The sequence below is a fragment of the Bacillus cereus group sp. TH152-1LC genome, assembly GCF_027710505.1.
Lineage (GTDB): Bacteria > Bacillota > Bacilli > Bacillales > Bacillaceae_G > Bacillus_A > Bacillus_A mobilis.
In genome coordinates this window covers 962,032-983,386 of sequence record NZ_JAQFNK010000001.1, presented here as the reverse complement: position 1 = coordinate 983,386, position 21,355 = coordinate 962,032, and the positions used below count along the sequence as shown (strand labels likewise).

The following is a 21,355-nucleotide window of genomic DNA, read 5'->3' as shown; positions in this document are numbered from 1 at the left end:
CAATTAAAATCATTTTGGGTCTTTTTTTACGTGTAAAATTAAATACAGTAATTAGTTTGAAAGATAAGTAAAAAAGAGACCTTTTTAGAGTCTCCTGCTTCACTGTACATTGTTATTAGTTTTAACAAACTTGATATGTTTCATTAATAATGCAGTTCCAGTAATATTAAATATGATACTTGCTCCTAAAGTTATAGCCCATATTAAGTAAGGTATATGAGCAAATAATACTATCATAAGTAAACCTAAACCGATAAATACCAAGTAAGAGCCTAAAAGATGATTTTTCAAATGACTTTACCTCCTTATTTGGATAATTTTTACTTTAATGATTTTATCACAAGTTCACATTTTTTATAATGTTTGTTTGAAATTCTTTTTTAAACAACGATATTTACATACACTACAATTGATAAAAAAGAGCCACTATTAAGCAGCGACTCTTAAATTACAGTAATGGGTTCAAACGGTTTTAAATCTTGTAAATAACCAACTGGAATATCTAATAATTTACTCATTTTTTCTGGATTACTAACAGGGAATAAAACGATTCTCTGTGCTTTTTCAACAAAATTCTTTTCTAAATCATCCCCGTTTGAAATACAAAAAACATGTTCTTTTTCAAATAGGTCTTTTTCTTTCACTGCTTTATTTACCCCATCTGATACAACAATTTCTGCTTCGATTATTTTGTTTGTAACAAGTAATCCTTCATTATTTAATATGTTTGTAAGTTCGCCGGTTGTATCTAAAATAAAAATAGTATTCTTAGAATACATTGTTTTGATATGTGTAGCTATAAAACTCATCTTCTCTATTGAATTTTTTCCAATTACTAATGTAAACAAATAATCACCTCCAGTTCTTAATATTGTAAACTGGATTTGGGAATAAAGTAGAAACTTTATTATTTTCCTCAACATCGAATTGTTAGTTGCTTATGAAAATTAGATATTACATATGAGCAAGTGCTATAATGAAAAAGGAATAGAAATGGTCGTGATTCTTTGTCGAAGATTCATGCGTATTTGTGTTTATTTGTTGTAAAAGGAGTATGAAAAAATTATGTTTGGAGATATCATTCAGTATATTATTGTGGGATGCATGATTGTTTTTTTAAGTGTGCAATTTAATATTTTGGGTATTAACAACCTTATACATTCTTTGAAATCCAAAAGGGAAAAGTTACAATAAGTATATGAAGTGCCGATAAAATTAAATCGGCACTTTTTAATATAATTTTTCTGCACTCTAAAATACTTATACTATAACCAAAAATAAAAAAGCAGGAATACCTGCTTTTCATATTTATATTTTTAATTCTTCTATATACTTAGGCGTTTATGAGTAATTGTAAACGTTGTTCCATATATTGCACTTTTAATTCCTCATCCATTTTATCTATGTGTTTATCTAAAATCTCTAAGCATTGTAAGGAATACACGAAATTAATAAGCGCATCATATTGTGATTGGTTATAGGAATTACGCGTATTAATATTTGCACCATTCATTAATAAGAAATCCACCATTTCTGGTTGTTGAACATCAAAAAACAATTGTAATTCTTTAAGTTCTTCATCTATTGTTGCACCATGACTTATTAAAAATTTCAATTGTTCAGGTTTACTATATGACATAGCGTGCCAAACAACAGAATAGTTATATTTAGTTTTCGCATGTATATTAGCGCCTTTTGAAAGTAAGAGTTCTAATACTTCTGTTTTACAACCAGCACTAGAACATGCAGCTATTAATGCTGTTACACCTTTTCCGCAAGCCCATTCTACATCAGCACCTTTTTCAATAAGATAATTCATCATATCAATGTTTCCTTCTTGCGCTGAAATATTTAACGCAGGCTCTAAACCAGAACATACTTTTTTAATATCTGCTCCATTTTCAATTAGCAATTTTATAATTTCATCTGCATTTGATAGCAAAGCTTTTTTTAATGCGCTTCCGTTACTACCAACTTCGTTAATTTCCGCATTGTTTTCTATCAGAAATCGAACCATTTCAATGTTTTGATTCTGGGTTGCATACATTAAACTAGTTGTTTTTGCATAGTTTTTAGAATTAATATTAGCCCCGTTTGCTACCAAAAATTGAACTAAATCAAAGTTGTTATTACGAGCCGATATGGTGAGAGGAGTTTCTCCTTGTCCTGGAATACCTTGAATATTAATATCAAATCCATGACGTAGTAACACTTTTGTTCCTTCTAAATTATTGTTAAGAGTTGCAATAATTAATGCATTACTATGCTGCTTATGAGCTTGTTGTTGAACTTTTTCTTTTTGATGTTGCAAGATGAGTTCTAATTGAACTGTATATTTTTCACGAGTCGCAGCATATAGGAATAAAGTATATCCTTTGCTATTCTTAATTTCTAAATCAATTTCATTGTTCAATAATTTTTGTTCGAAATCTTTGGATTTTAATATGTTTGACATTCTCATGGGAACATCTCCTTTGTTATTTTTTAAAATTATAAACCAAAACATATATTTCTTATTTTTTCTTTGAATAAAAAACGTCGACACCTAAATGAGTGCGACGTCTTTTGTGCTATTAATTTAAGTTTTTTAATTGTTCTTTTTCAATATACTTCCGTCTAATACAACAAATAAGAGTCAATCATTGTTTTATTTAATGATTGTTTCACTTTTATCTACTGCCTCTTCTTTTTTATTTTCATCGGTTTTTCCACGTTTTAAGAATATAGTTAAGACGAAAGCCAAAATGGTTATAACGAAGGCAATAAGGAAGCTATGATTTATACCAGAAAGTAATGCTTGGTGAGTAACATGTTCTTTCATTTGTACGATTTGTTCATCAGAAGGAATTAATCCTGGATAAGCAAATTTTTCTTTAGCAGCAGCAGCTAATTCTGTTGCACGAGCTTTTGTATGTGAGTTCATAAGTGTTACCAATACTGCTGTTCCAATCGCTCCTGCAATTTGTTGCTGCGTATTGTTCATAGCTGTTCCATGAGGGTACAATTCTTTTGGCAATTGGTTTAAACCATTTGTCATAATAGGCATAAGTACCATTGATAATCCAAACATACGTAATGTAGTGATAGCAATAATATAATTGTAGCTAGAGTCTAATTGTAGGTCGGATAATAAATAAGTTGATACGGATACAATTGCTAGTCCGATAAGACCTATTATCCTTGCTCCGAATTTATCAAATAATTTCCCTGAAATAGGGGACATGAGACCCATAATTAAGGCTGATGGTAGCATCATTAAACCTGCATCAAACGGTTGAATTTCACGAACATTCATTAGATACATCGGCATGAAAATCATTGTTGAGCTTAATGACACAGCTATAACAACAGCTATAACAAAGCCAAGTGAATACGTTGGATGCTTAAAGATTCGCATATTTATCATTGGGTTATCAATACGAATTTGTCGAATGATAAATCCTATAACACCAATCATACCGATGAAAATAGTTCCGTAAACTAATGGGTCTGACCATCCTTTTGAACCGGCTGTACTGCAACCATAGAGTACACTACCAAATCCAATAGTAGACATGACTAATGATAGGTAATCTAATGTAGCCTCTTTATTAGGTAAAAGGTTTTTCAATTTGAAAATAGCAAGGATTAAACTAATTCCTGTGATTGGTAACAACATATAAAACATGATGTGCCAATCATAATATTCCATTATGTAGCCAGATATTGTTGGACCAATGGAAGGAGCTACAATCAGTGCCATTCCGTAAAAGCCCATTGCGACACCACGTTTATGAGGTGGAAAACTTACAAGCATTACATTCATTAACAAAGGGGATATAACCGCTGCGCCAATAGCTTGAATAATACGTCCTACAAGTAATATCCCAAATGAATCAGATATCGCCGCAAGTAATGTTCCGATTGTGAAAATCGCTATGGATGTTATATATAATTGACGATTCGTAAATTTTGTTACTAGAAAAGCAGATGCAGGAACAAGAACCCCACTAACAAGCATATAAATCGTCGTTAACCATTGAACTGTTGAAAAATCTTTAATACCAAAATCAGTCATGATAGTTGGAAGTGCCATATTTATTAATGAGTTATTTAATAATGCTACAAATGCCCCAATAAACAAAATGACAATCATTAAATAAGGTGGTTTATCTGTTGGTTTTATAGAAACCATTTTCTTCACTCCATTAATTTCAAAAAATATTCTATAGGATAGCAACTTAATTTTCTACATCTACATTGATTTCCTTTGTAATTTAATTAACATTGTTAACTAAATTGTTTCATACAAGAATTTAATTATTAAAAAAAGACACTTCGAGTCCGATGAACTCTGTGTCTTTTTCATACATTTCAAATATTTATTTCGAATTATGTTAGTAAATCAAAAATACCGCCAGCAGTAGAACTTTCTTTGCCACTGCCCCTTGCTAAACGTCCAGCTAAACGACCTAATGGAAGTGACTGTAACCACACTGTTCCTGGTCCTTCTAATGTTGCCACAAATAGTCCTTCTCCAAATAGAGCCGTTTTTACTCCACCTGCAAGTTGTACGTCATACTTAACATCTTGTGTCATAGCAACTAAACAACCTGTATCTATACGAAGAACTTCTCCTTCTTTTAGTTGTCTTTCAACAATAGTTCCTCCAGCATGTACAAATGTAAGACCGTCACCTTCTAGTTTTTGCATGATGAAACCTTCGCCACCGAATAAGCCAGCTCCTAATTTTTTCTGAATTGCAATTCCCACAGATACACCTTTAGCTGCACATAGAAAAGCGTCTTTTTGACAAATAATTTTTCCGTCAAACTTTTGTAAATCAAATGGAATGATTTTTCCTGGATACGGAGCAGCAAAACTCACCGTTCTTCTTTCATTGGAAACGTTAGTGAATGTTGTCATAAACATACTTTCCCCTGTAAGAACACGTTTGCCGGCGCCTGCTAATTTCCCCATGAAACCAATTTTTTCTTGAGAACCATCACCGAATATTGTCTGCATCTGCACCTCGTCGTCCATCATCATCATATGCCCAGCTTCGGCTACCACTATTTCTTGCGGGTCCAAAATAATAGTAATATACTGCATTTCTGAACCAAACACTTCATACTCTATTTCATGATTATTCATTCATTATTTCCCCCTATAATTCAAAACCATATATGTTATAACACGCCGTAAGAAAAGCGCAAGTAGAATATGCATTTAGATAACATGTAATCACATCTACATTAACTCACTTTTATTTGGACTACTTCCATACATCAAGATAACCAATTACTTAAAATGTTTTCTACATCTACATTGGCTTCCTTTGTAATAATTTAACATTCGTCGTAATGCGCATTTTGAATTGGATTTCTCTTGTTATTCCGATACAAATACATAAAAGATTAATCTAATATTTATTTTAATATTATTAGAACATTTGTTCTATCTTTGGTATAATAGAGTTAACAAATAAAAAACAAAAAAACAGATATACAGAGGAGAGAAATGAAAATGACACAAATCCAAGAGAGTGTTGCATCTATTTCACATGTTAGTGGTTTAGCACTATTAGAACAATCTAAGCAATATGACGCATTATACGAGAATGAATTGAAGTATGTATTTGGAGATTGTATTGAATTAGATATTCCTACACAAAAAAGAGAAGAAGATATTGAAAAAGAAATGGACTTAATTTTTGGTTTCACTGTCACTGCTCAAGTTTCTGAAACACCAACTTCCGAGGTTGAAGAAGAAAATTCTGAAATTGAAGAAACAAATTCTGAAGTTGAAGTAGCAATTCCAGAGATTGAAGAAACAAATTCTGAAATTAAGGAAACAGCGCCAGAGATTGCAGAAATAAATTCCGAGGTCGAAGCAACAGCGCCAGAGATTGAAGAAACAAATTCTGAAGTTAAAGCAACAGTTCCAGAACTTGAAACACCAAATTTGGAATCCAAAGCAACAGAGCCATCACCAATAGATTCAGAAAACATAGAGTCACCTGTATTACATACTGCGGAGAATTCAAAAGAGAATGTTTTAAGTGAAGAAGAACAAAAATGTCATACGTTAATCGAATTGATTTTTTCAAAAACTCTTGCTACAAAAGGGGATTTACTAAGGTATCTAAGAAAGGAAAAAATTACTTATCAAAAAAGTAAAAGTTTCAAAGATGCCTTTCAAGCGATAAAAGATTCAAAATTTGATAAATCCGAACCGAAAACTCATAGCAAAGAAAAAATAAATAAACCATTTATGGAAACTCATGATAGAGAGAAAATGAGTAGTTTATTTATGAATATCTTCAAGTTTTCAGTAAAATAAAGACACATCTATTTTTGCAAGAAAAATAGTGAAATAAATAAAAGCAGAGAATACTCTCTGCTTTTTCGTTATTTTTTAGTATGAATTAATGAAATGAGTTGTTTAATTTCTTTCTCAGCAAATAGCTTCCATTCAGGATGATGCTCATTCATTAATTTAATGTGTGAAATTAAAGTTCTAATCCAAATTTCCGTAATCTCTTTTCTAGCAGATTCTAATTTTTCAACTTTTCTCGCTTCATTCATAGTCCATTTTAGTGCTGCTAAATCATCAGCAGATGAGCTTGTAAGGTACCCTGTATCGTAAAACTGCTTTTCTAATGCTTCTAATCTATATAAGTGTTCTTCGTTTCCCAATTTAACTTCCTCCTACAATATGCTTACACCATTATAGCCAAAAAAAGTGTTCCTTTTCGAAAATAATCATTTTTATTTATGCAAAATCATAAACTTTTTTTGTGGAGGGTCTATCCTTAATTTAACAAATTAACTATAATATTCATAGGTTTAAAAATACATACCGTAGGGGGTTCGTTGTGAAAAAGAAATATATTCTATTAGGGGCAGCATTCATGTTGATGATGGCAGGGTGCGAAAAAGACAAAGTGGCTGTGGAATCCGCTTCCGATGACAAATCAAAAAATATCTGCGAACAAAAACAAAAAGGTTGTTACGACTATGCTGTAAACCGAATCGAAATGGATTTGAAGAGAATAGACTCGGAATCTATTAAAGAAGTTATTAAAAATCCTGAACAATACAAAGAGGTTATCCAAGAAGCACAAGACGTTCTTAATTCTTTAGATAAAGATTACCTTTCTCTAATTGAAAAAAATCAAAAACTTGATTCGAAAACAGCATCAACTTTAAAAGAGTTATTGGATTCAAAAGATGATAAAAGTATCGCAACACTATTAAAGAAATTAAATGGTACAGTCATAGAAGGTGAAAACGAAAAACAACTACTGGAATCTATAACAAAATTAGCAAAAGACTCGTATAGAGTATATTCACTTCGTTACTATAATGCGATTTCCAATGAATCGGACCCGGATTTTTCAAAAGAAATAGAACAAGCAGATGCTGTTAAACAATCAAATGAAGAAAAAACGAATAAGTTAGCACAAGGTATTACAGGCAACAAAGAAACAGATGAAAATAAAGAAAAGAATTCGAATTCAAGTACAAAAGATACAAATAAGAAAGAAATAAATGAAAACAAAGAAAAGAATTCGGATTCGAGTAAAAAAGATACAAACAAAAAAGATACAAATCAATCTAATAACAGCCAAAGTGCAACAAAATCCCAAAGTAATATACAAGGGTCTGTTATTACAGGAGATTTTAAACCTTCATACTCATTTCCTATTAAATCAGTAGAAGGGACACAATATAAAATTCATCTCATTTCTAAAAATGAACGACAATTTACTCAAGATATGACATGGGCAGGAGCAAAACAAGGAGACCAAATGCGAGAAGGGGATTATAACATTGCTCTTCAACAAGAAGGTGGAAAACCATATCTTCAGGAAGTAGGAGCCGGGAAATGGACGCTTAATGATACAGAAGGCTCGGTCAAAGTGTATTCAGGTTCCCCGGATATATTAGTTATTCATCAAAGAGAAGCAACAGTAATAGATACCGTAGCTGGTTTTTATGTAAACAAGGGTAAAGTCATGGTCTTGAAGGATTCACAAGGACAAAATACTTTCACTATGAGTTTTAGTGGTTTTAAAAATCTTGGCAATGGAAAATTCATGACTACTGAATACAATAATGCTGATGTAGACTTGCTTTGGACATTCCCAACGAAACAAATTAACTTAGCAACAGGCGTATACCAAACCATTGATGAAAAACATATTAATAACGTAGATGAAGGCAAGGCATACTATAATTCTAATTTTAAATAAGGTTTTGGTTAAATTTTAACTACAAACTGCCCCTACCTATATCTGTATGATTAGGGTAGGGGCATTGTTATCTTTTTCTTTTTAAATATTATTTGCTCTTTGCTGCTACTTGCAATTTTCGATATATTTAATATGGGAGAGGTGATATGAATGACAATTACAATGGGGAATTTAGCAACTTTTTTCGGTGTTAGCGAAAAGACGATTAACAATTGGTTTAATGAGGGACGTTTCTTAAGTGAACAAGAAAATGGAACCATGAAAAAAGTAGAGTGTAAAATACCAAATAAAAAAATCAAATTCCACCTAGATACGTGGTTCTATGCACCTTCTGGTGTTCGATATCAGGTTAAAGAGGTAATCCAGGCATTTCTGTCAGACCAACAGGAATGGAAGGATTCCAAGCAAGAGAATACAGTTAGTGAACAAGAACAAATTCAATTATATTTGGAGCACTTCAAAAAGAAATACAATGGGGGAGATTTTAACGATGTTTTTGGGAATAGGGATTGGGATAGCATGACAGGTGAAGAAGAAACAGATGCAGCAATGTGGTCTTTCTTCTTACATAGGATTTCGGATGAAGAAAACACTAGAGATTAGAAAACACCGTTGTTTTACCACAAAGAAACACTAGTGCTCCACAGCAAAAAAGAAAATTGAAGAGAACAAAATAAAAAGAGAACAGCGTATTGTAACGTGTTCTCTTTTTTTACATTTTTCTAAAATAAAGTCTTGTGCTATTCAGCAATACTTTTTTTCAAATTCACTTATTTTATTTGCAATTTCGAACCACTTGTCCGGATGCTTATTGATATTTGTTTGCTCTCGTGATTTAATATTATCCTCTAGTTGTTCCAATTCAGCTTTTGAAGGTAAAGAGTGTCCAACTATATCCTGTAATAGGACTAATACTGATTTTGCTTCTATCTCTGATAAATGTTGACTACGCTCTAACTTTTCAATCGCACAATGGACATTCTTATAATCTTCGATTATTTTCATCGATAATCCTCCCATGAGAATTAGTTGTATACTTAGGTCTTTTTCATTTTTTGTTTATTTATCCATTGTTACAAAATATTCAATAGGTTTTCCTGTTTCAGTTCGTAAAACGTGCTTACCCATTAAAGCGTTAATTGTATTTTCTTTCGATACGACTATTTCGTTTCCCTGAATTACATTAGAAGGGTGTCCATCATTTTCGTTTTTGTAAATTGTTATATTTATTTTTCTAAAGTCCGCATAAAATCCATAATTGCTAATGATTATTTCGCTAATGTAATTATCAGGAAGATTAACAGTGGCAGCTACAAAGCAATAATCTTCATTGATTTCATTTATTATTACATCATTTAGTTTCACTTCGTTGTTATCGGACAAATTTAATACTATCGATTTTTTGCTCATAAAGAAGCTCCTTAATTTTAGTTGTGTTCAATTAAAAACCACAATGGTTATTGAAAACATTCTGCTTCTGTATTCTACCAATTTTTTAAGAATCAGTCTGTCTTTTTTAATTTTATTTTGCTTCTATTAGATGAAGAAGAGGACTGCTTCAAATATAGATTAATTTCATCTAAATATAATAATTCATGGTATAGTTTAAAAAATTGAAAAAACTCAAGGAGGAAATAGTAGATGTATTTAGAGTGTTGTTCTATTGTTGCCGTTGCGGGTATGGCGAGTGTTCTAATCCGTAATTATTTTAAGGAAGATGAATTTTTAAGAAAAGAACAGGTAATTGATTCTGTAAAAAAAGAAATTCCTGTTTTTATGAATTCGAAAACAACAGAAATTCAACAATTAGCTAACCACTTAAAAGTTGTTGTCACTTTAATAGAAAAGAATCAAATAGAATATTGCTCAGTTGTATCAAATTTATTGGCAAACGAAGTAGCAGCTATCAAGCACGGAATACAGAATCTTAAAGCATTTAGCGATATTGATGACAGAAAATTAGTCAAGAATAACTTAATTACGTTTACAAAAGAAGTAAATGCAAAGTTTGCAAGTGTTGTTAGTTCTAACAGATAGTTCTAATCTCTCAAATAGAATATACTTATAAAAAACATACGAAAAGAGGACAAACAAATGTCAAAAGATAAACAAACTCATGAAAGCTTTGGAATGTTACAATTTTCTAGAACATCTCACGGAGGAGACACACAGTTATTTGGAAGTAGTATTCCTCACAGAGAGACAATTAGAATGAGAATTGCTCCAGGCGCAGTAGAGAGAAGTTTAAATCATGATTATTATTATGCAGACAGCAAATCATACATTGAAGTAGAAATGTCACACGCTCAATTCTCTGAAGCTATTACAAGCATGAACATGGGTTCTGGCGTTCCGGTTACAATAAGAAGATTAAACGGGGAACAAATAGATTCAATTGAGATGACAAACAAACGTATCCAATTCGAAGAAGAATTTGAAAATACAATGGAGGGTCTTATGAAACAATTGGAATCATTGGTATCCGATTCTGAAGATATACTTCGTAATAAAAAGAGCTTAACAAAATCTGATAGAGAAACAATATTAAAACAATTGCTTTCTATTAAGCGAGAAATCGGTTCTAACATGCCATTCGTCCTATCTCAGTTTAACGAAAGCATGGATAAAGTGGTTCACGAGGCAAAAATGGACATGGAAGCTTCCGCAGCTAGTAGATTAATGCAGTTAGGTTTCACGAAATTAGAAGAATTAAATCAACTTTCTTCCAATCCAAATCTACAATTAGATAAAAAATAAACATTATAGACCTTTTCTAAGTCCCTTTTTTAGGGGCTTTTTTTATTTTCTTTGAACACATTTCCACCGTTAAACGCCAAATGGTTTTTACATTAATTTTAAAAATGGACTATTATTTATAAAACAACAAAAGAATGGAGAAATGCTGAATGTTAAATGTGACTGTATTTCATGGTAGAAAGAATCACGATGAATTAAGGGAAGATATCGTATTTTTCTCTAGTAGCGAAGATTTTTCGAAGGATTATGGTGATGTAAAATTATATCAATTAACTTTTAAAAATCCATTTCATACGTGTTCTGAAAAGGATGTCACTCATCTTTTGAGTCAACTAATTGTATTAGTAGATAGCTATGATGATTCTGAATATCGTAGTTATGAAGAATTAGTAAACTCTGGTCTGCTTTATAGTGACACATGGGAATTATTTGAGCCACATATGAATCAAATTAAAAGACTTGGTTACGATGGAATGATTATTTATGAAGGTGGAGTAGAAAACTATGTTAGCTTCGATACAAAACAGTATGCTTTAATTAATAATCAATAACAAGGACTTATTGTAACATTGTTTTTTGGGATTTTGGAATCTTTTCCACTGTATGATATATTAAATTCATAGAGTCATAAAGGAGTTGTTATATATGGGTATCTATTACACAAATCAAACGATTGAAGCTTACAGGGAATTAGAGAATAATGGATATTTAAAGGGTTCTGAAAAATTTATCTATCCAGATTTTCTTCCTTCTTATCAATGGATGATTGAACAAATGGATAAAAGAATTAACAACAAAGGTTCTTTTCCCATTTGGCTTTGGAAAGAAAAACCTAACTTAAATGAGGAAGGTCATTTTCCTAAAGGAACAAAATCCGTATGTCTAACAGTTGAAATACCAGATGATAACGTTCTTCTTTCTGATTTCGATACTTGGCATTATATTTTAAATACTTGGTTTCTTCCTTTAACAGAGGAAGAAGATGATTTATTTGAAGCAGGGAAACTCAAAATTTCAATGGAACAAAGTTGGGAAAGAATATTTGACTTCGAGCTGCTTCAAAAATCAGAACTATGGAATGAATATCCCCCAACTATCCAAGGTGTTATACCGATTATTCGTAAAGAACAAATTATAGACATTGAATACTTTATAGCTGAATGACCTCTTTAAACTAAGAGGTCATTTTTATTTTTATATTTTCCTATTTTAATATCTTGTAAAAAGAACGAAAACACGGGTATTTTTCAAATTTATCATGTAACAATTTGAAATGAGCTTGTAATAGAACTGTAATAAGGGTTTGCCCCATTCTTTTTCAAATTAATATACAGACGAAAAGGAGTGGTACAACATGAAAAAATTAAGTATGAAAGCAGTCCCGTTCTTATTGGCGGCTGTGGCATTTGCAGGAACATCACAAACAGCGGAAGCTTCTACGGATTATGGAAACAGACTTATTAAACAGGTAACAAGAGGAAATGATGTTATTAAAGTGCAAAAAGACTTAAAGGATTTAAATATTTACACTACTTCTGGTGTAGACGGGATTTTTGGACCTATTAGTAAAAAAGCGGTTATCAAATTTCAACAAAATGAAGGTATTTTAGTTGATGGAATCGTTGGTCCTCAAACAAAACAACATTTATCTGATGTTATGGATAAAAAAGTATCTAACTCTGGCACAGGAACACAACAACGTGTTCAATCAGAAAATACAAAGAAACAAGTAGTTCAGGAACCTGTACAACAGGAAGCGCAACCGGTTCAACAAGCAGCACAACCTGTACAACAGGAAGCACAGCCTGTTCAACAACCAGAAACTGACACAGCAGTTGAGCAACCAGTTCAAGAAACTCAAAATACAGAACAAGCTTCAGCAGTTCAAGATTCTTCTATCGGTCAAGGAATGGTAGACCATGCATTAAATGACATCGGAATTCCTTATGTATGGGGAGGAAACACTCATAGCGGATTTGATTGCTCTGGATTTGTACTTCACTTATTGAAAGAACAAGGTATCACTGGATTACCTCGTAATTCAGCAGACATTTATAATCATGGTACATATGTAGAGAGAGACAATCTACAACCAGGTGATGTAGTATTCTTTAAAAACACATATAGACCAGGAATCTCTCATTTAGGTGTTTATATTGGAAATAACGAATTCGTTCATGCTGGTGATAACGGAGTACAAAAAAGCAGCTTAGATAATTCATACTTTGCACCTAGATATGCTGGAGCAAAACGTTTCTAATAATATATAAAAAAACCACAAAGAATAAATATCTTTGTGGTTTTTATTTATTGTATTTTCTTTTTCTTACTACACATCATTCAAAGAAAATAGAGTCTAACCAAAAGTTTATTTTAATTGCACCATAAACTATTAGGATTGCAAGTATCAAGCTAGTTATTTTGGTTATCCAATAACGTTTACTCATAATAAACCCTTTTTTGTAGATTCCTCTTCTTTTACACGGTCCTCGAAATATGTTACTGCATCTTGGAATGTATGGAATTTTTCCTTTTCTTTAAAAGGCATATATGCTGCTGACACATCTAGTTTTTCATGAACATAAACAAACCATTGTGTTAGCTTATCCCAATCTCCGCTAACCATGACTTCCAATTTATCTTCTAATTGAAATTCATCAATCTTTTTTCCGAATAATTGCTTGTAAACTTCAGCAAGAGCCTCAACAACTATTATTTTTCGTGTATTTTCTGCCATAGATATCTTCCTCTCTTGTATAAGCATTCCCAGATTTTATTTTCCATTAAAAGTTAATGTTTTTCAAGAGAATTCTATTGTTTAAGTTTCGTTTTTTTCTTTATTTCATCTAGTTCTTGTTGCCTTTGTTTCCCGGCTTCCCAAACTCCTTTGTCAATTACAGAAGAAAATTCAATACCCATTAATTCTACAAGAATAGCATTTCCTATTTCATAAACATCAATTAAATCATTTTTGCACATAATATCTTTTATATCCGCAATAGTTAACTTTGTTAAATCATCTTCTGAAGTTAGATATTCTTTATTTGTGAGGATTGCAATTAAAGTATCTCTTCCGATTCCTTCTAAAAGTTCATTTAATGTAAAACCAACCATTTCTAAGCATTCATGTTCCAATTTCTGATTTAACTTTTCATGAACTAAGCCGGAGCCTTTTACATGTGTGGCAATTGTTCCTCCTGTGAATATAACCTTAGCAAAGTCCCCGAACGTTTTATAATCATCCAATTTATGCTTATTTGAACTATTAACAATCATTCCTGAGTGTTCCGGGGCAGAATCATCTGCTATTACTTGTTTGTATTCATACATAAACAGATAGGTCGCTTTATCGAAAACTTCTTGGAAGAACACTTCTTTCTTCTGTGATATCATCTCCTTTAAATTCGTTTGGATATCTTTAATACTATTAATTTTCATCATATATCTCCTTAAATACCAAACTTTTCATCCTATATATTACATTTTAATTGAAAAAATCTTCAAATTCAATTTTGAAACAATGATTCAAATTGTAGTTTTTAAATGATGATAAGGTTATTTGAGGTATGCTAAAAACAATAATGAATAGTATAATAGAGTTTATAGGGGAGAGGGGATAATTATGAAGTTCGTTTTATTATTTGGACCACAAGCAGTAGGTAAAATGACAGTTGGTCAAGAATTAGAAAAGATTACTGGTTTAAAACTTTTTCATAATCATATGACTATAGAGTTACTTGAACCGTTTTTTGGATTTAATCATGAAATGTGGAAGTTATCAACATTATTTCGCGAAGAAATATTCGAGTCTTTTTCCAAAAGTGACAATTATGGAATGACCTTTACTTTCGTTTGGGCATTTGACCGAGAAGAAGATTGGCAATTTGTTGAAAAGATATGTGATATCTTTAGTTCTAAAGGAGCCGATATTTATTTTGTTGAGTTAGAAGCAGATGTAGAAGAAAGACTTAAACGAAATAAAACTCCACACAGACTTGAACACAAACCTACAAAAAGAAACATTGAGCAGTCTGAAGAAAACTTACTAGATACTATGGAAAGTCTTAGGTTGAATTCGGAAGAAAAAGAAATCAATAGGGAAAATTACCTCAGAATTAACAATACAACCCTGAGTGCAGAAGAAGTAGCTAAAATAATTAAAGATACGTTTCAATTATAATAGTAATACAAAAAAAGCAGAAGATAATTATTATCTCCTGCTTTTCTATTGTTATTGCTTTATATAAATGTGATATTGATTTTAAATAGCGTTCTTTCTGTCCTTGATAGAGTGACAGATGACAGGTCATCGACCCTCATTGTTTCATCTCAACAGACATCTGTTTACGTAATTTATTATTTAGGGATAAATTCTAATCGTGTTCTTATAAGATGATATAGCATATAGCCATAACACCCCCACGAATGGAATATTTGGATTAGGGCATTACCCACGCCTTCCAGTGGTCAATTAGAATGGTTATTCCTGTTATAAAATATATTTTTATTTATTTCAAGGTTTCCTTTAAAAATGATACTGTTTTGAAAATAATTTAAGCGATATTAAATGTATTTTCTTTATTATTTCTTATAATCTATATTCTGATTTTAATTTTTTATTTAAAACAATACACCGTTTCAAAGTTTCAACTTTTCGTATATAATAAACTCAATTCATTACTATCTTAATGTTAAACAAGTATTTATTCCTAATTATTTTGGATTTGAAAACTAATATTTAGATATATAGATTAATAAAACATCGATGAAAGACGTGAACATTAATGAAACAAAGAATTACCGTAGAGCAAATTCGAGAATTAAATGAAGCTCAAACGCAACAACTTTTGAAATTATGGAAACCGGAACTTGGAGATTGGATTTATTACACAGATGAAAATGAAATTGGAGTCATTTGTGGCTTAGAAGATACGACACCAGAAGTCCTGCACATTACTTGGTATATGGGTGGAGATTCTGAATTCCAATTATCAGATAAAACTCTTCCTTTATTAACAATTGGAGCTATGATGAATTTTCTTTATCATTTCCATACTTGTTTAACAGTAGAAGTGGGGACACAATCGTTTATTTCTACAATTAAAGCTAAAGCTGGTGTGAGAAATAAACAAACCGAAAAGGAACTCTGTGATGCACTTTGGGAAGGTATAAAACATATGTTAAACTTATATATAGATTTAAATGATTCACAAATAATTTACATAGATAATTTTCGATTGTAATTTTCTATAACTTGGATTTGTTTAATATAGAAACAGAAAGGTGATGCCGTTATGAACACAAGAGATATAAACCGAATTCCCAGATTGATATTGTTATTGGAGAGGGTATGGTTAAAACAACCCGATAGCCGTTTCTTTCAATTGATTGATGAATTAGAAAAGGCATTTGTGGAAAATGGAGGTTCAACTATTTCAAAAAAAGTTACATTTGTAATCACTACGGATGTAGAACAAGAAGGAACGCTATTAGATTCATTCAATGTAGAAGATGATGAATTCATTCAATTTCTAGAAGGATACGTTGTAGAAGCTGCTTCTGGAACAGAATCTATAAGAATGCAAGAGTTACTTCTTTTATTCAAACTATTATGGAGTAGTCAGCCGGATACACGTTTCTTTCAACTTATCCATAATTTAAAGCATATATATGCAGCTAATGATAGCTCGATTATTCCTCGAAAGTACAAATATCGTATGTCTGATGGTTTTGAACAACCAGGCACTGCATTAGACGCATATTATGTGGAAGATACTAACTTTATTGATTTTTTAAAAACACGACTATAAGAACAGCGAAACCATGACTTCCTATGTAATCTATAGGAAGTCATTTTCTTGATTTTTAGTTCTTTTCGTAAAGATTATTACTTCTCATATAGGAAATTCAGAAAAGAAAAAAGCTTTTTACACAAAAAAAGAAAAATCATGATAAAAATATAAAAAATAAGACAAAAAGGGGATTTACACTATGAAAACAATCAACCAATTAACAGCATTATTAAAGGAACATTCACCATTGAAAGCAGCTCATACAGAAAGTGTTGTAGAGATTGTAAAAAAAGTATTGAAGGAAATGAATGTAACTTCATCTGAAAAAGAAGTTGTAATTCTAGTAGCTCAAAGCCACAACTTTGGATGGACTAAGTTTAGAAAAGAATTTTGTGAGAAAACTACAAAATACACTGATAGGGAGTTTCAATTAATGACAATTTATCCTCAGTTGGGGGCAATGGCTCTTTCTGAGAACGGACATCCATCTGAAGTAATTGAAGGAGTTCGTTTACATGCAAGCAGCTTTGACGAATCATTGCCTTTATCTGCAAGAATCGTTCGTTTTGCTAGAGACTTTAGAAAGGTATTAGAATTTAAGACTATCGGAGATGCTTTAATAGAATTTGAAGGCTTAGCAGGAGATGTATATGATGCTAAAGTTGTTGCAGCTGCTAAAGTCGCGTTTTCTAAGTAATTTCAACCTTTTGTAAGACATTAAAGGACACACCCCGTGTGTCTTTTTTTATTATTTGCGAAAAGAGCCTGTTTTTCTAACAACAAAAACGAAATTCATTTATTATATATAAGATTTAAATTGTACAAAACAATTACAATACTCAACCTAGGAAGGATGTTTTTACAAATGACATATGTAGCGGTAATAAGTTACGGATATGGAGATAACGAAAGGACAGAAAATATTTATGCGGGACCCGATGGAGCATTAGCAGAACAGAAAGTAAAAGATTTTAAGTTTCCTGACCCACATAATAACTTCGGATGGGTAGAGATATGGAATGGAGAGGAACATAGTATCAAAGAAATCATATAGAATAACAATAAAAAATGTAAGACCTCTGTAACTTAACGAGGTCTTTTTTATTTTTATCCTTTCAATTACATCACTATCTATTTTATGGATTTAAAACTAATTTTTTCTTTGTTTTTCCGCATTTCCTGAAAAGGAATGCTAAAATTAAGAGGTGTACAAGAGTATCTACATCTTATGATGAAAGCAGAAGGGATGAATACATAATGACAAAGTATTTTGAATTAGAAAAGAACGATGTTATTGAATTTGACTACATCAATTGGAAGGGCGAAAAAGGAAAGAGAAAAGCCTTAGTCCGAAGTGTAGTTTGGGGTAGTAATGAGTGGCATAAGGAACAACAATTTTTACTTCGTGCAATTGATATGGAAAAGAATGACGTTCGATATTTTGCTCTTAAAGACATGGATAATGTTAAAATTTCTGAATGAAAACAACCGATAAAATGTAATTTCAGTTGTTTTCTATTTTTAATTAAAAAAAGATAGGAGTTTTTCTGCATGATATATCATTTTGAGCCTGAAAGTAAGTTAACTTGGGAAAAATTAAAAGAAATACGGTTTGATAAGTTTAATCATTTATCTCCAGATAAGTCTTATTACGGAAACAATATAAAAATTCCAGTTCCATTTAAAGAAATACGTTTTTCAGATAACGAGTACCATTACCGTTTTTCAATTGTTGAAAATACACTGTATGAAAAAATTTCAATAGATAATGAACATGTAGAATTAGAGACAACAATGACCGAAGAAGATAAAAACTCTTTTTTAAATCATATTCACAAGACATTTCATATCATTTGGAATGGATACTTTGTCGGTGAAACATTAGAAAACGCAACGGAAAATCTATACTTTTTAGAGAAAAAAACGGATGAGTTTCCGGATTATCGATTAGACGTAGGAATTTATTCTAGAAAATTCAAAACAAGGGCTTTAGTTGAACTTGTGGATGTAAATAATCGTTTTAAAAGAATAAAAGAATCCGGTATTTACATTGATTGTTATGGAGATGATTATATGACAGTTGAGTTACCAGTAGGAGATTATTCGATAGAATTGCAGAAACATTCGATGCAACTATTCCAAGAAGTGTTAGAAAAACATAAATTAGAGATGTTAGTACGAAACTAGAGACTAAATCAAAAGGCTGATAAAGCCTTTTTTTATTTGTTTTAATTTGGTTCATTTTTCATAAACAAAAAAACCTCAAAAATGAGGTTTTAAAGTGTATATTTTTAGTTATTTTTTGTTTTCATCAATCCAACGATAAATACCGTTCATGCATTTATCAGCATCTTTTTCAAATCCATACAATCCATTCACTTTGTTTCTGATATGATTTGCTAATAGATGTGAATCATGCCAAATATTAAATTCACATCTGCTTCTGTCTGGATTTACACCTTCTTGTCCATCATATCCACCAAATTCATTAACCATCGCAGTTAATCCATTAATTGATTTCAAAAGTTCTTTTGCTTCTTCTAGTGGAAAAGCCTCTTTTAATGCTTTCATATCCTGATTAATCTTTTCTAATTGTTCGTTTAGTGCTTTTTCCTTTTCATTAGTCATCAACATGTTAATCGCATCTCCTTTTTGCACATTATGTAATATATAGTGCAGTTTATTTTGTATATTTACATATTATATTTAAATTGAAAAAAGTGTGAAAAAATGCTGCTTTTCATTACTAAATTAAGAATAAAGAGAAACCAGCACAATCAAAAAAATAATCGAAAATCCCACCTCTTTTTCTATTATCTGGTACACTTTGAAAAAATTTAAAAAGGATGATTATCACATGAAAACGAAAAAAATGATTATTGGAGCATTAACATTAGGGGTTACAATTTCTTATTTAACAGGTTGTACGCAGAGTTATGATAAACCTGTTGTAGTAAATGCAGCAGAACTAGAATTAAATCAAGAAGAGCAGAAGAAAATGCAAAACCTTAGGGAATTCAATCAATTCTCAAAGGGATGGGATAAAGGAGAAATTGAAAAAAGAAACCATTTTGCCGAAAATAATTTCGGATTTGCAATGGATGATTTATTAATTCTAGCTCTTAATAAAAATATTGGTACTTATGAACAATTCCTTTTAGCAAATACGGGAACTTTTGTTTACACAGAAGAGTCTAAGGAAAAATCACAAAAAATTCTTAAGCCAATTTTTGATTTGAAAAACGAACTACCAAAACAATTCCCTGAATCCAATCCATTATCAAGAGAATGGGAATATGATGATACTCTCAAATTGGAACATTTAGAGGGGCAGGAATATAAATACTCACAGAAGATTGCTTATGCAAATGAGGATGGTCCGGATGCAAAAATAATACATTTTGAAATCAGTGGAACAGTATTTTACAACTATGTAAATCTACAGCCACAGTTCAAAGAAATAAAACTAAAACAATTAGATTAATTGAAGAGAGGAGATGTCCTCTCTTTTTTATTTATTTCTATGACTGAGACGAGACCCTTACTAATTTCAAAACGATAGATTATGGAAGTACAATTAAATGTTTCTTCGTAGTAAATGATTTGTAAAAATTAACAATTTTTAATTTTCAGGTATTGGTTACGATTTCAGGTTATGTTAAAATAATTGTATGAGGGGATTATTTATAGAGAAGAGGAATGGTGGACATGATTCAAGAAGAAAAAATAGAGTTAGTTATCACAGAATCAGAAGAGAATGTTTTTAAAGTTAAAACCAGCACAAAAGGAGTGCGTATAGATGTGACAGCTACACGTACTAGTCCCACTACATTTGTTTTGTCTGGAAGAGGTGCTAAAAAGTTTAAAAAACAGATTACAAACACTCTATTGGTAGAACATGCTGCATCTGAAGATTTAACTAACATCAAAGATTCGGAGACTCAACCATCTTCAACAAATAATAATTCTATTCTTTTACACATTCCAACTGGAAATGAATCAATTGTTATCAAAGAAAATAATTTGCTAGGCTATGATATCACAATTGGTTCCTTAACATTCAAAGCAGAAATCAAGAAAGGGAAGGCGAATTCTGATTTTGGATGGGAAGGGTATGAGGTGTCCGGTTTAGATGGATTACCAAAACAAACAGCTACAATTATAAAAACGAAAATACTAGATGCAATTGAAGAATATCGTTCAGAAAAAGATTTACACCCGTTAAACATTCTTCATGAAAAAGAAAAACCTAAAGATGGTGATGTCGTAAGAGTTTTCTCCAATATGTTTCTGTTTAAGTGGAGAAGTAACCGAAGAAGTATTAATCCATTGAAAGATAAGTATGTAGGGGCAGAAGCTAAAGTGGTTGAAACACAACATACCTTTTTGTCGGACACTATTTATCGTCTTGAATTTTTGAAGTCAGATATTCAGGATATGAATGTACAAGATAACGTTTTACAATTTCACGAAAAAGAACTTATTATCATCTAATTCATTATATACAACAGTAAAGAGGAGCCATTTTTCCGGCTCCTTTTGTAGTTTATAAGACTACTTTTTTACTGTT

At 31.3% G+C, this 21,355-nt stretch carries 28 protein-coding genes; 17 read left to right on the top strand and 11 right to left on the bottom strand.

The window, feature by feature from the left end:
• Positions 1-99: 99 nt before the first annotated feature.
• The 5 genes from PDL00_RS05410 to PDL00_RS05390 form a co-directional block, all read right to left on the bottom strand.
• Positions 100-291 (bottom strand): hypothetical protein, encoded by a 192-nt coding sequence (locus tag PDL00_RS05410; RefSeq protein WP_270727235.1) that lies wholly within the window; start codon positions 289-291, stop codon positions 100-102.
• 152 nt (positions 292-443) lie between these two features.
• Complete coding sequence (locus tag PDL00_RS05405) at positions 444-848, bottom strand: hypothetical protein (protein WP_270727233.1); 405 nt, start codon at positions 846-848, stop codon at positions 444-446.
• Between the two features lie 485 nt (positions 849-1,333).
• A complete protein-coding gene (locus PDL00_RS05400; RefSeq protein ID WP_270727230.1) occupies positions 1,334-2,461 on the bottom strand; it encodes an ankyrin repeat domain-containing protein in 1,128 nt (375 codons plus the stop codon).
• 186 nt (positions 2,462-2,647) lie between these two features.
• The gene (locus PDL00_RS05395) at positions 2,648-4,174 is read right to left on the bottom strand and encodes a DHA2 family efflux MFS transporter permease subunit (RefSeq protein ID WP_270727228.1); all 1,527 of its coding nucleotides are present in this window, start codon (positions 4,172-4,174) and stop codon (positions 2,648-2,650) included.
• 197 nt (positions 4,175-4,371) lie between these two features.
• Positions 4,372-5,133 carry a TIGR00266 family protein gene (locus PDL00_RS05390; protein WP_270727225.1) on the bottom strand — a complete coding sequence of 254 codons (762 nt, stop codon included), beginning with the start codon at positions 5,131-5,133 and terminating at the stop codon, positions 4,372-4,374.
• A 372-nt stretch (positions 5,134-5,505) separates the two neighbouring features.
• On the opposite strand from PDL00_RS05390, the gene PDL00_RS05385 reads away from it, so the two are divergent.
• The gene (locus PDL00_RS05385; protein WP_270727222.1) at positions 5,506-6,321 is read left to right on the top strand and encodes a hypothetical protein; all 816 of its coding nucleotides are present in this window, start codon (positions 5,506-5,508) and stop codon (positions 6,319-6,321) included.
• Positions 6,322-6,389: 68 nt separating this feature from the next.
• On the opposite strand, the gene PDL00_RS05380 is transcribed toward PDL00_RS05385, so the two are convergent.
• A complete protein-coding gene (locus tag PDL00_RS05380; RefSeq protein WP_270727221.1) occupies positions 6,390-6,677 on the bottom strand; it encodes a hypothetical protein in 288 nt (95 codons plus the stop codon).
• 179 nt (positions 6,678-6,856) lie between these two features.
• Here PDL00_RS05380 and PDL00_RS05375 point away from each other — a divergent pair, with 179 nt between their 5' ends.
• Together PDL00_RS05375 and PDL00_RS05370 are read left to right on the top strand one after the other, a co-directional pair.
• Positions 6,857-8,236, top strand: a complete 1,380-nt coding sequence (locus PDL00_RS05375) for a hypothetical protein (protein ID WP_270727218.1) — start codon at positions 6,857-6,859, stop codon at positions 8,234-8,236.
• Between the two features lie 150 nt (positions 8,237-8,386).
• On the top strand, positions 8,387-8,839 hold the full coding sequence (locus tag PDL00_RS05370) for a hypothetical protein (RefSeq protein ID WP_270727216.1): 453 nt from the start codon (positions 8,387-8,389) through the stop codon (positions 8,837-8,839).
• A 141-nt stretch (positions 8,840-8,980) separates the two neighbouring features.
• On the opposite strand, the gene PDL00_RS05365 is transcribed toward PDL00_RS05370, so the two are convergent.
• Together PDL00_RS05365 and PDL00_RS05360 are read right to left on the bottom strand one after the other, a co-directional pair.
• A complete protein-coding gene (locus PDL00_RS05365) occupies positions 8,981-9,241 on the bottom strand; it encodes a hypothetical protein (RefSeq protein ID WP_270727213.1) in 261 nt (86 codons plus the stop codon).
• Positions 9,242-9,295: 54 nt separating this feature from the next.
• Positions 9,296-9,646 carry a hypothetical protein gene (locus PDL00_RS05360; RefSeq protein ID WP_270727211.1) on the bottom strand — a complete coding sequence of 117 codons (351 nt, stop codon included), beginning with the start codon at positions 9,644-9,646 and terminating at the stop codon, positions 9,296-9,298.
• 231 nt (positions 9,647-9,877) lie between these two features.
• Between PDL00_RS05360 and PDL00_RS05355 the strand changes: the two genes are divergently transcribed.
• The 5 genes from PDL00_RS05355 to PDL00_RS05335 all read left to right on the top strand — a co-directional run bounded on the left by PDL00_RS05355 (position 9,878) and on the right by PDL00_RS05335 (position 13,253).
• Positions 9,878-10,273 (top strand): hypothetical protein, encoded by a 396-nt coding sequence (locus PDL00_RS05355; RefSeq protein WP_270727209.1) that lies wholly within the window; start codon positions 9,878-9,880, stop codon positions 10,271-10,273.
• 57 nt (positions 10,274-10,330) lie between these two features.
• The gene (locus PDL00_RS05350) at positions 10,331-10,993 is read left to right on the top strand and encodes a hypothetical protein (protein ID WP_270727206.1); all 663 of its coding nucleotides are present in this window, start codon (positions 10,331-10,333) and stop codon (positions 10,991-10,993) included.
• A 149-nt stretch (positions 10,994-11,142) separates the two neighbouring features.
• The gene (locus PDL00_RS05345) at positions 11,143-11,544 is read left to right on the top strand and encodes a hypothetical protein (protein WP_270727205.1); all 402 of its coding nucleotides are present in this window, start codon (positions 11,143-11,145) and stop codon (positions 11,542-11,544) included.
• 94 nt (positions 11,545-11,638) lie between these two features.
• A complete protein-coding gene (locus PDL00_RS05340; protein ID WP_270727203.1) occupies positions 11,639-12,157 on the top strand; it encodes a DUF3841 domain-containing protein in 519 nt (172 codons plus the stop codon).
• A 190-nt stretch (positions 12,158-12,347) separates the two neighbouring features.
• Positions 12,348-13,253 carry a C40 family peptidase gene (locus tag PDL00_RS05335; protein ID WP_270727200.1) on the top strand — a complete coding sequence of 302 codons (906 nt, stop codon included), beginning with the start codon at positions 12,348-12,350 and terminating at the stop codon, positions 13,251-13,253.
• Positions 13,254-13,436: 183 nt separating this feature from the next.
• Here PDL00_RS05335 and PDL00_RS05330 read toward each other — a convergent pair whose 3' ends face one another.
• Together PDL00_RS05330 and PDL00_RS05325 are read right to left on the bottom strand one after the other, a co-directional pair.
• Positions 13,437-13,730 carry a hypothetical protein gene (locus PDL00_RS05330; protein ID WP_270727197.1) on the bottom strand — a complete coding sequence of 98 codons (294 nt, stop codon included), beginning with the start codon at positions 13,728-13,730 and terminating at the stop codon, positions 13,437-13,439.
• Positions 13,731-13,804: 74 nt separating this feature from the next.
• Positions 13,805-14,431, bottom strand: a complete 627-nt coding sequence (locus tag PDL00_RS05325) for a hypothetical protein (protein ID WP_270727195.1) — start codon at positions 14,429-14,431, stop codon at positions 13,805-13,807.
• Between the two features lie 184 nt (positions 14,432-14,615).
• On the opposite strand from PDL00_RS05325, the gene PDL00_RS05320 reads away from it, so the two are divergent.
• The 7 genes from PDL00_RS05320 to PDL00_RS05290 all read left to right on the top strand — a co-directional run bounded on the left by PDL00_RS05320 (position 14,616) and on the right by PDL00_RS05290 (position 18,972).
• Positions 14,616-15,173 (top strand): AAA family ATPase, encoded by a 558-nt coding sequence (locus PDL00_RS05320; protein WP_270727192.1) that lies wholly within the window; start codon positions 14,616-14,618, stop codon positions 15,171-15,173.
• A gap of 604 nt (positions 15,174-15,777) precedes the next feature.
• Positions 15,778-16,236 carry a hypothetical protein gene (locus PDL00_RS05315; RefSeq protein ID WP_270727189.1) on the top strand — a complete coding sequence of 153 codons (459 nt, stop codon included), beginning with the start codon at positions 15,778-15,780 and terminating at the stop codon, positions 16,234-16,236.
• A 51-nt stretch (positions 16,237-16,287) separates the two neighbouring features.
• Positions 16,288-16,803, top strand: coding sequence for a hypothetical protein (locus PDL00_RS05310; RefSeq protein WP_270727186.1), 516 nt, complete (start codon positions 16,288-16,290; stop codon positions 16,801-16,803).
• A gap of 181 nt (positions 16,804-16,984) precedes the next feature.
• Positions 16,985-17,482, top strand: coding sequence for an HD domain-containing phosphohydrolase (locus tag PDL00_RS05305; protein WP_270727184.1), 498 nt, complete (start codon positions 16,985-16,987; stop codon positions 17,480-17,482).
• Positions 17,483-17,650: 168 nt separating this feature from the next.
• Positions 17,651-17,839, top strand: a complete 189-nt coding sequence (locus PDL00_RS05300) for a hypothetical protein (RefSeq protein WP_270727181.1) — start codon at positions 17,651-17,653, stop codon at positions 17,837-17,839.
• Between the two features lie 203 nt (positions 17,840-18,042).
• Entirely contained in the window at positions 18,043-18,267 is a 225-nt protein-coding gene (locus PDL00_RS05295) for a hypothetical protein (protein ID WP_098517314.1), read from the top strand.
• A 69-nt stretch (positions 18,268-18,336) separates the two neighbouring features.
• Positions 18,337-18,972 (top strand): hypothetical protein, encoded by a 636-nt coding sequence (locus PDL00_RS05290; protein WP_270727178.1) that lies wholly within the window; start codon positions 18,337-18,339, stop codon positions 18,970-18,972.
• Positions 18,973-19,080: 108 nt separating this feature from the next.
• On the opposite strand, the gene PDL00_RS05285 is transcribed toward PDL00_RS05290, so the two are convergent.
• Entirely contained in the window at positions 19,081-19,419 is a 339-nt protein-coding gene (locus PDL00_RS05285; protein ID WP_270727175.1) for a hypothetical protein, read from the bottom strand.
• A gap of 223 nt (positions 19,420-19,642) precedes the next feature.
• Between PDL00_RS05285 and PDL00_RS05280 the strand changes: the two genes are divergently transcribed.
• A complete protein-coding gene (locus PDL00_RS05280) occupies positions 19,643-20,269 on the top strand; it encodes a hypothetical protein (RefSeq protein WP_098517317.1) in 627 nt (208 codons plus the stop codon).
• Between the two features lie 224 nt (positions 20,270-20,493).
• Positions 20,494-21,279 carry a hypothetical protein gene (locus PDL00_RS05275; RefSeq protein ID WP_270727167.1) on the top strand — a complete coding sequence of 262 codons (786 nt, stop codon included), beginning with the start codon at positions 20,494-20,496 and terminating at the stop codon, positions 21,277-21,279.
• Positions 21,280-21,355: the final 76 nt, after the last annotated feature.